This is a genomic window from Streptomyces sp. RerS4 (assembly GCF_023515955.1).
Classification (GTDB): Bacteria; Actinomycetota; Actinomycetes; order Streptomycetales; family Streptomycetaceae; genus Streptomyces.
In genome coordinates this window covers 6,454,824-6,469,381 of the sequence record NZ_CP097322.1, presented here as the reverse complement: position 1 = coordinate 6,469,381, position 14,558 = coordinate 6,454,824, and the positions used below count along the sequence as shown (strand labels likewise).

The window sequence follows — 14,558 nt, the reverse complement described above, 5'->3', positions numbered from 1 at the left end:
CGACCGTGGGCGATCGCCGAAGACCAGGTGAAGGTAGCTGCCTCCGCGGGCCATGTCGAAGTTGCGTTTTCCCTGTCCAAATGGCCTCTTGCACATGGGGCAGGCAGGGGATGCGAGTGACCCACTTCGGCTGACTGCTCAGGGCCGGGCGTCGCCCGGGAGCAGGGCTTGCGGGAATTCGCGGAAGGTCCAGGTGCCCTGCGTACGGGTGAGGCTCCAGACGAGGTCGTGGCGGTCGGGCCAGGCGGCGGGGAGGCCGAGGACGTGGTCGGCGCCCAAGGCGCGTACCAGGCGGGGGATCCCGGTGTGTTCCCAGCAGACGAGGGCCGGGGTGCGGGCCGCGAGGACGGCGCGGGCCAGCGCCGGTTCCGCGCCGAGGGCGAATTCGCCGCGTACGGGCATCCGCAGCGCGGTGGCCAGGGGGGCCAGGGTCTGCCGGCACCGGGCGGGGGCACCCGCCGGCCCGCCGGTCGCGAAGAGCACGGCGGGCCGGGGCAGTCGGGCGGCGGGGGCCGGGACGAACAGGCGGGCCAGCTCCTCGGCGCGGCGCCGCCGCGGCCGGCGAGGGAGCCGGGGTCGTCGTTGCCGTCGTCGTCCTCGCCGGTGTCTCCGGCGTAGGGCTTCTCGGCGTGCCGGATCACCATCACGAGCGCGTCCTTGACGGTGGGCTGCGGGCCCGGAGCCGGACGGGCCTGCTCGTCCCGCGCCGCGCAGCCGGCCGTCGCCACTGCGGCGAGGGCGGCGGCCAGCACGGTACGGCGGCGCGGCGGCAGCCCGGCGGCGGGGGTGTGTGGCATGCGTTCACTGAACCCCACGCGCGTCGGGCGGCCGCCGCGCGGCGCGGCGTACGGCCCCTACGAGCGCCCGGTCGGCGGATCGGATCAGCCGGTCGGCCCACGGCCCGCCTTTCGGATCTTCGGGTCAGGCCGGGGGCGCGGGCCGGGGGCCGGGGACCGCCCGTGCGGTCAGCGCTTGCGGAGCGCTCTCAGCCATTCCTTGTTCATCGCGGCGATCGACGGCAGCGGTATGCCCTTGGGGCAGGCCGTGGCGCATTCGCCGGTCAGGGTGCAGCCGCCGAAGCCCTCGTCGTCCATCCGGGCGACCATGTCGAGGACCCGCGTCTCGCGCTCCGGAGAGCCTTGCGGGAGCACGCCCAGGTGGTTGACCTTGGCGGAGGTGAAGAGCATCGCGGAGCCGTTGGGGCAGGCGGCGACGCAGGCGCCGCAGCCGATGCACTCGGCGTGTTCGAAGGCCGAGTCGGCGGCGGGCTTGGGCACGGCGGTGGCGTGCGCTTCGGGCGCGGAGCCGGTGGGGGCGGTGATGTAGCCGCCGGCCTGGATGATCCGGTCGAAGGCGCTGCGGTCGACGACGAGGTCCTTGACGACGGGGAACGCCGACGCCCGCCAGGGTTCGACGTCGATGGTGTCGCCGTCGGCGAAGGAGCGCATGTGGAGCTGGCAGGTGGTGGTGCGCTCGGGGCCGTGGGCGTCGCCGTTGATGACGAGGCTGCACGCGCCGCAGATGCCTTCGCGGCAGTCGTGGTCGAAGGCGACGGGGTCCTCGCCGCGCAGGATGAGGTCCTCGTTGAGGGTGTCGAGCATCTCCAGGAAGGACATGTCCTTCGAGATGCCGTCGACCTCGTAGGAGGCCATGGCGCCGGGGGCGTCGGCGTTTCGCTGGCGCCAGACGCGCAGGGTGAGCTTCATGCGTAGCTCCGCTGGGTGGGGTGGACGTACTCGAAGACGAGGTCTTCCTTGTGCAGGACGGGTGCGGCGCCGGTTCCCTGGTATTCCCAGGCGGCGGCGTAGCCGAACTCGTCGTCGCGGCGGGCCGCTTCGCCGTCGGGGGTCTGGGACTCCTCGCGGAAGTGGCCGCCGCAGGATTCGGCGCGGTGGAGGGCGTCGAGGCACATGAGTTCGGCGAGTTCGAGGTAGTCGACGACGCGGTTGGCCTTCTCCAGCGACTGGTTGAACTCGTCGCCGCTGCCGGGGACCTTGATCCGTCGCCAGAACTCGTCGCGGATCTCGGGGATGCGGGCGAGGGCCTTGCGCAGGCCTTCCTCGGTGCGGGCCATGCCGCAGTACTCCCACATGAGTTCACCGATCTCGCGGTGGAAGGAGTCGGGGGTGCGGTCGCCGTCGACGGCGAGCAGCTTGGCGAGGCAGTCGCGGGTTTCGCGGACGGCGGCCGCGGCCTCGGGGTGGCTGTCGTCGATCTCGTCGCGGTGCGGGTGGCGGGCGAGGTAGTCGTTGATGGTGGAGGGGAGCACGAAGTAGCCGTCGCCGAGGCCCTGCATGAGCGCGGAGGCACCGAGGCGGTTGGCTCCGTGGTCGGAGAAGTTGGCCTCGCCGATCGCGAAGAGGCCGGGGACGGTGGTCTGGAGGTCGTAGTCGACCCACAGACCGCCCATCGTGTAGTGGACGGCGGGGTAGATCCGCATGGGGACCTCGTACGGGTTCTCGGCCGTGATCCGCTCGTACATCTCGAAGAGGTTGCCGTACTTCTCGGCTACCTTGTCCTTGCCCATGCGGCGGATGGCGTCGGCGAAGTCGAGGTAGACGCCCTGGCCGCCGGGGCCGACGCCACGGCCCTCGTCGCAGACGTTCTTGGCGGCGCGGGAGGCGATGTCGCGGGGGACGAGGTTGCCGAAGGAGGGGTAGATCCGCTCCAGGTAGTAGTCGCGCTCCGCTTCGGGGATCTCGGCGGCGGGGCGGGTGTCGCCCTTGGCCTTGGGGACCCAGATGCGGCCGTCGTTGCGCAGGGACTCGCTCATCAGGGTGAGCTTGGACTGGTGGTCGCCGGTGCGCGGGATGCAGGTGGGGTGGATCTGGGTGAAGCAGGGGTTGGCGAAGTAGGCGCCGCGCCGGTGGGCCCGCCACACGGCGGTGGCGTTGGAGTTCATGGCGTTGGTGGAGAGGTAGAAGACGTTGCCGTAGCCGCCGCTGGCGAGGACGACCGCGTCCGCGTAGTGGGTGGAGATCTCACCGGTGATCAGGTCGCGGGCGACGATGCCGCGGGCGGCGCCGTCGACGGTGATCAGGTCGAGCATCTCGGTGCGGGCGTGCATCTCGACGTTGCCGGCGGCGATCTGTCGGGACAGGGCCTGGTAGGCGCCGAGCAGCAGCTGCTGGCCCGTCTGGCCGCGGGCGTAGAAGGTGCGCGAGACCTGTACGCCGCCGAAGGAGCGGGTGTCGAGGAGGCCGCCGTACTCGCGGGCGAAGGGGACGCCCTGGGCCACGCACTGGTCGATGATCTCGACGGAGATCTGGGCGAGGCGGTGGACGTTGGACTCGCGGGCGCGGAAGTCGCCGCCCTTGACGGTGTCGTAGAAGAGGCGGTGTACGGAGTCGCCGTCGTTGCGGTAGTTCTTGGCGGCGTTGATCCCGCCCTGCGCGGCGATGGAGTGCGCGCGGCGCGGGGAGTCGGAGAAGCAGAACTGGACGACCTGGTAGCCCTGTTCGGCGAGGGTGGCGCCGGCCGATCCGCCGGCGAGGCCGGTGCCGACGACGATGATCCGGTGCTTGCGGCGGTTGGCCGGGTTGACGAGCTTGGCCTCGAAGCGGCGGCGGTCCCAGCGCTCGGCGATGGGGCCCTCGGGCGCCTTGGTGTCGGCGATCGGTTCGCCGGTGGTGTAGGCGGCGTAGTCGGGGGCGGCGGTGTCGGGATGGGTGTGGGCGTGGGCGTGGCTCATGTCAGCTCACCACTCCGGTCATGACGGCGACGGGCACGGACACGAAGCCCGCGAAGAGGACGAGGGCCAGGGCGTTGGCCAGGAACTTCAGCGTCCGCTCGCGCCGGGCGTTGCCGGCGCCGAGGGTCTGGGCGGCGCTCCAGAAGCCGTGGCGGACGTGGAGGCCGACGGCGGCCATCGCGACGATGTAGATCGTGTTCCCGTACCAGGTGGAGAAGGTGGCGAGGACGTTCTCGTACGGGTGACCGACCCAGGCACGCTCGTTGACGGTGAGGGTCGTCAGGTCGAGCAGGTGCCAGACGATGAAGAGGGCGAGGATGATGCCGCCCCAGCGCATGGTGCGCGTGGCGTAGCTCGCGCGGCGGCGCTTGTTGGCGTACTTCACCGGGCGCGCCTTGATGTCCCGGCGGCTGAGCTGGTAGGCGCAGACGGCGTGCGCCACCACGGCGGCGACGAGGACCACCCGGACGATCCACAGCGCCCATTCGTAGTGGAGGAAGGGGGACCCGAGGGTGCGCAGCCAGTGGGCGTAGCCGTTGAACTCGTCCGACCCGAAGAAGATCTTGAGGTTGCCGAGCATGTGCACGACGAGGTAGCCGAGCATGATCAGGCCGGACACGGCCATCACGGACTTCTTGCCGACGGTGGAGTCCCAGAGCGTGCGCGTGGTGGACGGCCGTCGATCCGTCCGCGTTGCCAGAGCCATGTCATTGACGGTAAGGACCAAGGTCCCGAAAGGTCCAAGACATCGTGAAGCTGATCGCGATAGGCCACGCCTATCGTCAGGGGGTAGCGTGGGGACATGCAGTTCCAGCAGCTGGTCTACTTCGTGGCCGTCGCCGAGACCCGACACTTCACTCGCGCCGCCGAGCGGGAGCACGTGGCGCAGCCGTCGCTGTCGCAGCAGATCAAGTCGCTCGAACGGGAGTTGGGCGCCGAGCTGTTCAGTCGGATCCGGGGGAACATCACGCTCACCGACGCGGGCGAGGCCCTGCTGCCGCTGGCCCGGCGGATCCTGGCCGACGCGGACACGGCGCGGCTGGAGGTGCAGGAGTTGGCGCAGTTGCGCCGGGGACGGGTCCGGCTGGGGGCCACGCCCAGCGTGTGCACCGGCCTGCTGCCGGCCGTGCTGCGCGCCTTCCACACGGCGCATCCGGGGATCGAGCTGCTGATCGAGGAGAGCGGTTCGCTGGACCTGGTACGGGAACTCGCGCGCGGGGTCCTGGATCTGGCCCTGATCGCGCTACCGCTTCCCCCGTCGGCTCCGGCGCTGACCACGGTGGAGTTGCTGACGGAGGACCTGGTGGTGGTCTCCTCGGCGGACCTGCCGGCCCCGGCGGGCGGCGGCGAGCTCACCATCGCGGACCTGCGCGACGAGCCGATGGTGATGTTCCGGCACGGCTACGACCTGCGGGACCTGACGGTGGCCGCCTGTCGGGCCGCCGGCTTCGAGCCGTCCTTCACCGTGGAGGGCGGGGAGATGGACGCGGTGCTCGGCTTCGTGCGGGCGGGCCTGGGCGTGGCGGTGGTGCCGGCCATGGTCGTCGGCGACGGCGCGCCGGGGCTGCGCGCCACCCGCCTCGCGGGGTCGCCGCTGCGGCGCACGATCGCCCTGGCGCACCGGACGGACGTGGCACCCCGCGCGCGGCCCGCGAACTGAAGCGGATGCTCGTCGGCGAGGGCTGACCCGGCGGTGGGCCGGCCGCTTGCGTGGCGCGGGGCGCGGGGCGCGGGTGGGTCTGGCCTGCGACCGGGGTCGGCGCTCGGACGCGAGGCGGCGGACGCTCGCACCCCGGAACCGGCCGGGCGGCCCGAGCGTCGGCGGGGCTGCCGTCCCCGGCGCCCTGCGACGAAACCACGGCCATGGCCGGCCTGACGCTCGTCCCCCGGCGGCGCCGGCGAAGGTCCGGAGTACGACCACACGGCCCTGGGCGAACCTGCCGCCGCGGGTTCCGGAGCCCCTGCGAAACGAATCGCCGCTCCCGGCCCGGGTCGGGAACGGCGGTCAGGCACCGGGCCGGGAACCGGGTCGGGGACCCGGGCCGGGGACCCGGGCCGGGAACCCGGGGCCGGGAACCCGGGTTAGGAACCGGGGGCCGGGAACCCGGGTCAGGAACCGGGCCGGCCCGGGAGCCCCGCGCCCGGGGCAGCGCCCGCCGCGCGGTCGCGCAGCCGCCCCTTGTCGGGCTTGCCCCGGCCGGTCAGCGGGAGCTTCCGTTCCCAGAACACCGTCGTCGGGCGGTGCAACGGGGCCAGCGCCCGTTCCACCAGCTCGCAGGCTTCGGCGGCCACCGTGCCGCTCGGGGTGCATCCGGGCGCCGGCACCAGGAAGGCACAGAGCTCCTCACCGGTGACGGCGCTGGGTCGTCCGACCACGACGGCCTGGGCCACGGCGGGGTGCCGGGCGAGCGCCGCCTCGATCGGCGCGCTGTAGATGTTCTCGCTGTCGACCATCACGACGTCCTTGGTCCGGTCGTCCAGGTAGAGGTACCCGCCGGCATCGGTGTGCCCGAGGTCCCCGGTCCGCAGCCATCCGTCCCGCAGCGCGTCGGCGGTCAGCTCAGGTTGGTTCCAGTAGCCGGCCATCATCGACCGGGACCGGACCCACACCTCGCCCGTGCGCCCGGCGGGCAGCACGACACCCCCGTCGTCCCGCACCTGGACCTCCACCCCCGGGGCGGGGCGACCCACGGACGCCAGCAACTCGGGCCGGTCGCTGACCGCCGCGTCGTGGTCGGCGGGGGTGAGCCGGCAGATCACCCCCGCCTCGTTCATCCCGTAGCCCTGCCGCCACCGCCCGCCCCAGCGGGTCACGGCCTCCCGCAGCCGCTCGGGGAGGATGGGCGAAGCCCCGTAGGAGACCGCCTCCAGCCCCGGGATTCCCCTGGCGGTCGCAGGGTCGTCCAGCAGCCGGTACACCATCGAAGGCGTCAGGTACGTGGACACCCGCCCCAGTCGCGAGCAGGCGGCCGCGAACCCGCGCGGCTCGAAGGGGGCGAGGATCTCCACCCGCCCGCCGTCCCGCAGTTGCTCCAGGCACCGGCCTCCGGACCGCTGGTCCAGGTCGGCGACCGAGAGGTACACCGATTCGGTCCAGCGGGCTCCGCGCCTGCCGTCCCGCGCGGCCATCGCGCCGAACGTCGAGGCCACTCCCTTGGGTTGTCCCGTCGTCCCCCCGGTGTACGTCACCCGGGCCACGTCGTCCTCGCGCGCCCGGACGGGCAGTTCGACGTACTCCCGCGCGGCCGCCCGCCCGGCCAGCTCGTCCAGGCCGAGCTGCGGGACGCCGGTCGCCGGTACCGGCACGTCGTGCACCACGAGGGCCGGCCGGCAGTCGCGCAGGATGAAGTCCAGACCGTGGACGGCCGGACCCACCACCACCTGGGTGAGCCGCGCCCCCAGCACATGCGCGGCGAGCCGTACCAAGAGCATCTCCGGCCGGTTGGCGCCCGTCACACAGGCCAGTCCCGCGCCCCGCCCGACTCCCGCGTCGCCGAGCACGCCGGCCAGTCGGTGGACGGCCTCCAGCACCTCGGAGAAGCGGAGCACTTCGGGGCCGACCCCGATCGCCACCCCTTCCCCGTAGCGCTCGAACGCCCCCATCAGCTCGGTGACATACCGCGCGGCCATGCGCACACCCACCTCTCCCACACCACTCAAGGCGACCCTGCCACAGGCATCGTGCGGGGCCGAAGGACCGAACCGGCTCAGACGGCGGGTCTGGACGGGACCAGGGTCCGGTCGAGGCCGTCGGCCAGCATGGCGAAGGCCCGGTCGGCATCGGCGACGGCGGCCGGGTAGGCCTCGTCGGCGCTCTGCCCGGCGGCGATGCGGCGCCAGTTCTGCCGACCCAGCTCCTGGCGGGCCGTCACCAGGTGCAGTGCGGCGAGCCGGGCGAACAGCGGCTCCACCGATTCGCCCTCCAGGACGGCGGCGAGCGCCTCCACCTCGCCCGCTTTGTAGCGGGCCAGTCTCGTCTCCAGGCTCTCGGTGGAGTACAGCAGCCCCTGGAAGGCGAGCACGTTCGGATGGTCACAGAGGCCGGTGATCGGATCCCGCTCGGCGAGGGCCGTCAGGAAGTGCGCGTGGACCGCCCGCGCGGGAGTCCGACCCGCCGGCCGGTCGCGGACGATCCGCGCCGCCTCGTCCTGGTGGTCGGCGAACCGGTCGAGGACCAGGTCCTCCTTGGTCGGGAAGTACCGGAACAGGGTCGGCTTGGAGACCTCGGCCGCGGCGGCCACGTCGGCGACCGAGACGGCGTCGAAGCCTCTCTCCAGGAACAACTCCAGCGCCGTGGCCGCCAGCCGGCGACGCGTACGCAGCTTCTTGCTCTCGCGCAGACCCGTCGTGTTCTCCATGGCGCCAGCCTACCACGGATTCGTGACCGAGTTAATTTTGTGACTCGGTTGCTTTTTTGGGATTCAGCCGCTTTCCTTGATTCAGCGACGACCGACGACGACGAGAGAGGAACATCCGATGGCTGACGTCACGAACGAAGCATTCGAGGGCGCGACCGCCGTGCTGATCGCGGGCGGTGGTCCCACCGGGCTCACCCTGGCCTGCGAGCTGGCCGTACGGGGCATCCCCGTCCGCGTCCTCGACCAGCGCGGCGGTCCGCACCGCGAATCCCGCGGCAAGGGCCTCAACGCGGACAGCCTGGAGGTCTTCGGCCGGCTCGGGGTCGAGGAACGGCTGTCCGCCATCGGCGCCCGGGGCCTGGTCCTGCGCAAGTACTTCGACGGCGCCCACATCAACGACACACCGACCGACGCCGGCCTCCTGATCGGTCAGTGGCAGGTCGAGGAGGTCCTCCGCGAGCGGCTCGCCGGCCTCGGCGTGCGGGTCGAATACGAGGCCGGGCTCGCCGGATTCGTCCAGGACGAGACGGGGGTCAAAGCGCGGCTCGCCGACGGCCGTTCGATCCGCGCCGCCTACCTCGCCGGCTGCGACGGCGGCCACAGCACGACCCGCGAGCTCCTCGGCATCCCCTTCGAGGGTCACACCGAGGAGAAGCCGACGATGGTGGTCGGAGACGTCCGGGCCCCCGGGCTGAGCCGGGACCACTGGCACCAGTGGTACACGTCGGACGGCGGCGGGATCATGCTCTGCCCGATGCCGGGGACCGACACCTTCCAGCTCCAGGCCTCACCGGAAACCGACGGACGCGGCGAGCCACTGCCGCCCACCCAGGAGGGCTTCCAGCGGCTCTTCGACCGGCACGCCGGGATGGAGGGCATACGGCTGACCGAGGCGACCTGGCTCTCCGACTGGCGGGTCAATGTGCGCCGGGCCGCCCGAATGCGGGACGGCCGGGTCTTCCTCGCCGGGGACGCCGCCCATGTCCACCCGATAGCCGGCGGGCTGGGCATGAACACCGGCATCCGGGACGCGGCCGCCCTCGGCCGGACGCTGGCCGCAGCCCTCGCCGACCCGGTGGCGGCAGCCGAGCCGGGTGGCGCGCTCGACGCGTACGAGGCCGAGCGCCTCCCGGCGGCGGAAGCCCTGCTGGCCGACACCACCGAGCGGCACCGGCGGGTGCTGGCCGCCGTGCGCGAGCCGGGGCGGGGTACGGAGGCCGGACTCGACTGACCCGGAGCCCACGCCGGAGCCGCACCCCACACCCACAGCCCACAGCCCACAGTCCCATAGCCCACCGTCGGCGCCGGCGGACCGGGCGGGTCAGGGCGGGCGGGTCAGGGGGTGGGTACGGCGTCCGACAGGGACAGGGCGTGGATCCGGTCCGGGGCACCGGGGCGGGCGTAGTACCAGCCTTGCGCCGTGTCACAGCCGAGTGCCCGCAGCTGGGCGGCCTGCGCCCCGGTCTCCACGCCCTCGACCGTCACCGCCAGTTCGAGGCTGTGGGCCAGGGCGACGATGCCCTCCACGATCTTGACGTCGACGGGGTCGGCCGGCTGCTGCTGCATCCCCTGGGTGAAGGAGCGGTCCAGCTTCAGGACGCTGACGGGGAGTCGGCGCAGGTTGGCCAGGTTCGAGTAGCCGGTGCCGAAGTCGTCGAGCGCGATGTCCACGCCGAGGGCGGCGAGGCGGCGCAGCGGTTCGAGGAGTTCGTCGTCGGCGCCGATCAGGGCCGACTCGGTGACCTCCAGGCACAGGGCGCCGGGAGCGAGCCCGGAGCTCTCCAGCACCCGCAGGGTGTCGGCGACCAGCCCGGGGTGGTGCAGTTGGGTCGGTGAGAGGTTGACGTTGACCCGAAGGGGGGTGCCGCCGTGCTGGCGCTGCCAGGTGCAGGCCTGGCGGACCGACTCCTCCAGGACCCAGCGGCCGAGCGGCACGATCAGCCCGGTCCGCTCGGCGAGGGGGATGAACCGGTCCGGGCCGAGCACCCCGTACTGCGGGTGCGACCACCGCACCAGCGCCTCCGCTCCGCGCACGCTGCCGTCGTGCATGTGCACCAGGGGCTGGTACTCGATGAAGAACTCGCCGCGTTCCAGGGCCGCCGGCAGGGCGTTGGTCAGGCCGTGCCGGGTGATGGCGCGGGCGTCGGCCTCCGCGTCGGCGAACTCGAAGCGGTTGCCGCCGGCCGCCTTGGCCCGGTACATGGTGATGTCGGCGCTGCGCAGCACCTCCGCCGGGGTGCGCTCGCCCGCCCGCCCCTCGACGATGCCGATGCTGCCCCGCACCGTCAGCTCCCGGCCCTCCAGCCGGATCGGCGTGGACAGGGCCGAAAGGATGCGCACCGCCAGGTCGGTGACCTTCTCCTCGGTGTCGGCGGCGGCCGGGCCGGTGGTCAGGGCCACGAACTCGTCACCGCCGAGGCGCGCGACGACCTCGCCGGGGCCGGTGGCGCAGCTCTGGAGCCGGTCGGCGACCTCGACCAGCAGCCGGTCCCCCGCCGAGTGACCGAGGCTGTCGTTGACCGCCTTGAACCCGTCGAGGTCCAGGTAGCACAGGCCGAAGCGGTTGCCGGCGGGGCCGTTCAGGGCCTTCTCCAGCCGTTCGAAGAACAGCGTCCGGTTGGGCAGGCCGGTCAGCGCGTCGTGGGTGGCCTCGTAGCGCAGGCGCAGGTTGAGCAGCCGGCGTTCGGTGGTGTCCTCCATCAGGGCCAGCTGGTACTGCGGGGCGCCGTCCGCGTCCCGCAGCAGGGACACCGTCAGGTTGGTCCACAGCACGGTCCCGTCGTGCCGGTAGTAGGGCTTCTCCACGCGGTAGTGCTCGCGCTCGCCGCGTACCAGTTCCCCGTACATCCGCCAGACGTGTGGGGTGTCGTCGGGGTGGCCCCACTCGCTGACGTTGCGGCTCCGGACGTGTCCCTCCAGGCCTCCGAACATCTGGAGCAGGGTGTCGTTGACCTCCAGCACGTTGCCCTGGAGGTCGGCGATGCCGATCCCGATGGCGGCGCCCTCGAAGACCGCCCGGAAGCGTTCCTCGCTGGCGTGCAGGGCCTGCTGGGCGTCGCTGCGGGCGGTCAGCGCGGAGCGGGCGATGGCCTCCTGCTCCTTGAGGGTCCGTTCGCGCAGCGCGCGGGCGAAGCCGGCCGCGATGCCGTGCTGGAGCCGGGCGCAGCGCGAGCGGTACTCCTCGGTCCCTTCCGTCCCGGAGCCGTCGGGGCCGCAGTACAGCACGAGGTAGGACTCGACGACGCCGAGGGTGCCCGCGAGGGCCTCCGGGTCGGTGCAGTGCACGGCGACGAGTTCCGCGCCCACGCGCTGGGCGACGGCCGCGTCGAAGGGGCGGGCGTGCAGGGCCTCGGTGAGGGTGCGCGTCAGCGGGACGAGGTGCTGTTCGAACTCGGGCCGGGTCAGGGAGGTCGCCGTGACCGGGAAGATCGCCCGCCCCCAGATCGTCGCGAAGCGCGCGATCCGGTCCTCCAGGCCGCTGCGCAGCTCGCGCGGCGCCGCCCGGCCGGGTACGCCCGGTCCGGGCCCGGGAGCGGTCGACGCGGCCACGCCGGGAGCCGGGTGCGGCTCCCGGCAGGGGTCGGCGACCGGTTCCGGGCGGGTCTGGGCACCGGTGGCCGGCGGCAGGCCGGCCGAGGGAGGCGTGGCCGGTGGCGGGGTGGGAGCGGGCAGTCTTGGAAGTCTCACGCCTTGCGTCCCACTCCGGCGTAGCCCGAGAAGGCGAACGGATCCTCGGGGCTCTCACCCTCGGCGAGCGGACCGGTGCGGTCGGGTCGCCAGTTCGGCATCGAGACGACGCCCGGCTCCAACAGCTCGAACCCGTCGAAGAACCCCTTGATCTGCTCGCTGCTGCGCATGACGAGCGGGTTGCGGATGTCCCGGTAGACGCGGACGGCGCCGCCCGCGACCTCCTCGCTGAGGGGGATGCCCTCGTAGGAGGCGTGCGTGAGGATCAGCAGGCTGCCGGGCGCGAGGGCGTCGCGCAGTTCCGCCACGGCCGCGTAGGGCTCGTCGGAGTCCTCCAGGAAGTGCAGGACGGCGACGAGCAGCAGGGCGACCGGCCGCTCCAGGTCGAGCAGTCGGGTGACCTCGGCGGATTGGAGGATGTCCCGCGGCTTGCGCAGGTCGGCTGCGACGACGCCGGTGCGGTCGTCGCCCGCCAGGACGGCCCGGCTGTGGGCGACGGCCACCGGGTCGTGGTCGACGTACACCACGCGTGCCTCGGGGCTCGCGGCGTGCGCGATCTCGTGGACGTTGCCGAAGGTCGGGATGCCGGAGCCGATGTCGAGGAACTGCGTGACGCCCTCGGCGACGGCGTGGCGCACAGCCCGGCGCATGAACGCCCGGTTCGCCTGCATGATCTTGGGGAGCCCCGGCAGGAATTCCATGGCCCGGCGGGCCGCCTGGCGGTCGACCTCGAAATTGTGGGAGCCGCCCAGGTAGTAATCGTAGATGCGGGACACGCTCGGCACCGATATGTCGATGCCTGCCGGGGCCCAGGCGGGGCGCTCCATCGGGGTCTCCAAGCCGTAGTCGTGCCGTGTCGTGTTCCGGTCCGTCCAGGAGGTGGGACGGCGCTCGGACTCCTGTCCGAGCCGAATGTACTGATCATTGCCCAACAGGGCGAGCAAAAGCGGAAATTGGCGATCCGTTCTTGGTCACACATCAAAGGCACACACGAGTCCGGACAGCCATGGTCGAAAAACAGACAAATACCTTTTAGGAATTGACTCTCAAGCGGTCTGATCCGATCAGAACATGGCTCAAACCTCTACGGTCCACGCTCCGCCCGATCAGGCGAACCCGAGCCGGGCCTCACGTGCGCGGGCGCGCGCGACCCCATGCTCCCGGGGTGAACACACCCTGTGCCAGGCGCCTGCTGGTGGTCCCTGTCCTGCTGTGGGCGGCCCTGACCGCCACACCGGCCGTGGCCGATAGCTGCGCCTACGTGACGATCGACGCCGGCGACGGCTCGCCCCTCGTCCACGCGTTCGCGGCCGCCGGCGGCGGCTCCGCCGGAGCCGGTCGGGGTGGCGGACATCACGGCGGCGGCCAAGGCGGCGGCCACGGAAACGGCCATGGTCACGGCCACGGGCACGGGCACGGGCACGGCCACCACTGCCCACCGCCCCCTCCCCCGCCGTGTCCACCGAAGCCCACCCCACCGAAACCCACACCGTCCCCCACCCCGACGCCCACCCCCACACCACCGCCGAAACCGAAACCGACCCCGCCGCGACCGACGCCCGCCCCGCCCCAGCCCGTACCGAAGCCGTCCCCACCGGTCGTCAAGGCCGCACCGGCCCCACCTCCGCCACCGGCGCCCAAGCCTCCCGCCCCCGAGCCGACCCCACCGCCGCCGCCGTCCTCGCCACCGCCCGTACCGGTTCAGGCGAAGCCGGTCGCCCGGCCCGCGTACCACGCGGCCACCCGCAAACCCAAGGAACACCACATCTCCCCGGTCACCTTCACGCTCATGACCGCCGCCCCCGCCGTGCTCGCGATCGTCGCGCTGCGCCCCCGCTGACCGCTGCCCCTGATATCGGGAGTCACCTTGTCGGAATGGCTCGTCCTGTCCCTCGCGATGGCCGCGGCCTGCGCCGTCGTGCTGTCCATCGCCTTCTTCAACCACCGCAGGATCGGCGAGGACGACGATCCGAACGAAACCCCGGACGTCATCGAGTACATGACGATGATGATCGGGGTGATCTACGCGATCGTGCTGGGCCTGGCCATCGCGGGCGTCTGGGAGGGTCGCGGCGCCGCCCAGGAGTACGTGCGCCAGGAGGCGCAGGCGCTGCACGAGATCAGCGTCCGCTCCGAGGTCTACCCGGCCGAGGTCCGCAAGAAGATCCGCTCGGACGTCGACGCCTACGTGACCTTCGTGGTCGACACCGAGTGGAAGCAGATGGTCGATCACGGCACCTTGGCGGACCGCGGTGGGGAGCTGCTGGAACGTATCCGCCGGGACGTGACCGACTACGAGCCGCAGACCGACCACGAGGGGCAGGCCTACCAGCCCCTGGTCGACCAGGTCGCGCTGGTGGACGACGCCCGCAACGCGCGCGGTCTGGGCGCCGGCGCCACGATGCCCGGGGTGGTGTGGTTCGGGCTGATCGCGGGCGCCCTGGTGACGGTGGGTCTGATCTTCACCCTCCAGATCCGCCGCTCGTTCCGCGAGCTGCTCCTGGCAGGCCTGTTCAGCGCCCTGATCGCCTTCCTGTTGTTCCTGATCTGGGACTTCGACGCCCCCTTCGGCCGGGGCATCTCGGCCACCGCCGAGCCCTTCCTCGCCCAGTTCGGACACCTGGGGCTGGGGGGCTGAGCCCCGCTCTCCTGCCGGAGGTAACCCCCGGAGGTAACCCCCGGAGCTAAACCGGGGACGGGCCTCCCGTCCCCGGTTCGGCCTACGGCCGTGCCCCATTCGCCCGTTCCTGATCGCGGGTCACCGCCCCCGCGCCTAGCGTGACGAGCATCGAGGTGCACTCTTCCCACGTGCGGAAACGCTG

10 protein-coding genes and 1 pseudogene are annotated in these 14,558 nt (G+C 72.4%); 3 read left to right on the top strand and 8 right to left on the bottom strand.

Annotated elements, in window-relative coordinates; translation table 11 throughout:
• Nucleotides 1–138: 138 nt before the first annotated feature.
• The 4 genes from M4D82_RS28980 to M4D82_RS28965 all read right to left on the bottom strand — a co-directional run bounded on the left by M4D82_RS28980 (nucleotide 139) and on the right by M4D82_RS28965 (nucleotide 4,397).
• Entirely contained in the window at nucleotides 139–483 is a 345-nt protein-coding gene (locus M4D82_RS28980) for a hypothetical protein (RefSeq protein ID WP_249769876.1), read from the bottom strand.
• 482 nt (nucleotides 484–965) lie between these two features.
• Entirely contained in the window at nucleotides 966–1,706 is a 741-nt protein-coding gene (locus M4D82_RS28975) for a succinate dehydrogenase/fumarate reductase iron-sulfur subunit (protein WP_249769874.1), read from the bottom strand.
• Nucleotides 1,703–3,691: a fumarate reductase/succinate dehydrogenase flavoprotein subunit gene (locus M4D82_RS28970; protein WP_249769872.1), complete on the bottom strand. Its 1,989-nt coding sequence runs from the start codon at nucleotides 3,689–3,691 to the stop codon at nucleotides 1,703–1,705. The genes M4D82_RS28975 and M4D82_RS28970 overlap by 4 nt, the downstream gene beginning before the upstream one ends.
• A gap of 1 nt (nucleotide 3,692) precedes the next feature.
• Nucleotides 3,693–4,397, bottom strand: coding sequence for a succinate dehydrogenase cytochrome b subunit (locus M4D82_RS28965; RefSeq protein ID WP_249769870.1), 705 nt, complete (start codon nucleotides 4,395–4,397; stop codon nucleotides 3,693–3,695).
• A gap of 96 nt (nucleotides 4,398–4,493) precedes the next feature.
• Between M4D82_RS28965 and M4D82_RS28960 the strand changes: the two are divergent.
• Nucleotides 4,494–5,377: pseudogene (locus tag M4D82_RS28960) on the top strand (LysR family transcriptional regulator).
• Nucleotides 5,378–5,800: 423 nt separating this feature from the next.
• On the opposite strand, the gene M4D82_RS28955 reads toward M4D82_RS28960, so the two are convergent.
• Nucleotides 5,801–7,321 carry a class I adenylate-forming enzyme family protein gene (locus tag M4D82_RS28955; RefSeq protein WP_249769868.1) on the bottom strand — a complete coding sequence of 507 codons (1,521 nt, stop codon included), beginning with the start codon at nucleotides 7,319–7,321 and terminating at the stop codon, nucleotides 5,801–5,803.
• A gap of 77 nt (nucleotides 7,322–7,398) precedes the next feature.
• Complete coding sequence (locus M4D82_RS28950) at nucleotides 7,399–8,049, bottom strand: TetR/AcrR family transcriptional regulator (protein WP_249769858.1); 651 nt, start codon at nucleotides 8,047–8,049, stop codon at nucleotides 7,399–7,401.
• A gap of 118 nt (nucleotides 8,050–8,167) precedes the next feature.
• Between M4D82_RS28950 and M4D82_RS28945 the strand changes: the two genes are divergently transcribed.
• Entirely contained in the window at nucleotides 8,168–9,280 is a 1,113-nt protein-coding gene (locus M4D82_RS28945; protein ID WP_249769856.1) for an FAD-dependent monooxygenase, read from the top strand.
• 104 nt (nucleotides 9,281–9,384) lie between these two features.
• Here M4D82_RS28945 and M4D82_RS28940 read toward each other — a convergent pair whose 3' ends face one another.
• Together M4D82_RS28940 and M4D82_RS28935 are read right to left on the bottom strand one after the other, a co-directional pair.
• Nucleotides 9,385–11,535, bottom strand: a complete 2,151-nt coding sequence (locus tag M4D82_RS28940) for a putative bifunctional diguanylate cyclase/phosphodiesterase (RefSeq protein WP_249772252.1) — start codon at nucleotides 11,533–11,535, stop codon at nucleotides 9,385–9,387.
• Between the two features lie 197 nt (nucleotides 11,536–11,732).
• Entirely contained in the window at nucleotides 11,733–12,563 is an 831-nt protein-coding gene (locus tag M4D82_RS28935; protein WP_249769854.1) for an SAM-dependent methyltransferase, read from the bottom strand.
• Nucleotides 12,564–13,603: 1,040 nt separating this feature from the next.
• Between M4D82_RS28935 and M4D82_RS28930 the strand changes: the two genes are divergently transcribed.
• The gene (locus M4D82_RS28930; protein WP_249769852.1) at nucleotides 13,604–14,374 is read left to right on the top strand and encodes a bestrophin-like domain; all 771 of its coding nucleotides are present in this window, start codon (nucleotides 13,604–13,606) and stop codon (nucleotides 14,372–14,374) included.
• Nucleotides 14,375–14,558 lie beyond the last annotated feature (184 nt).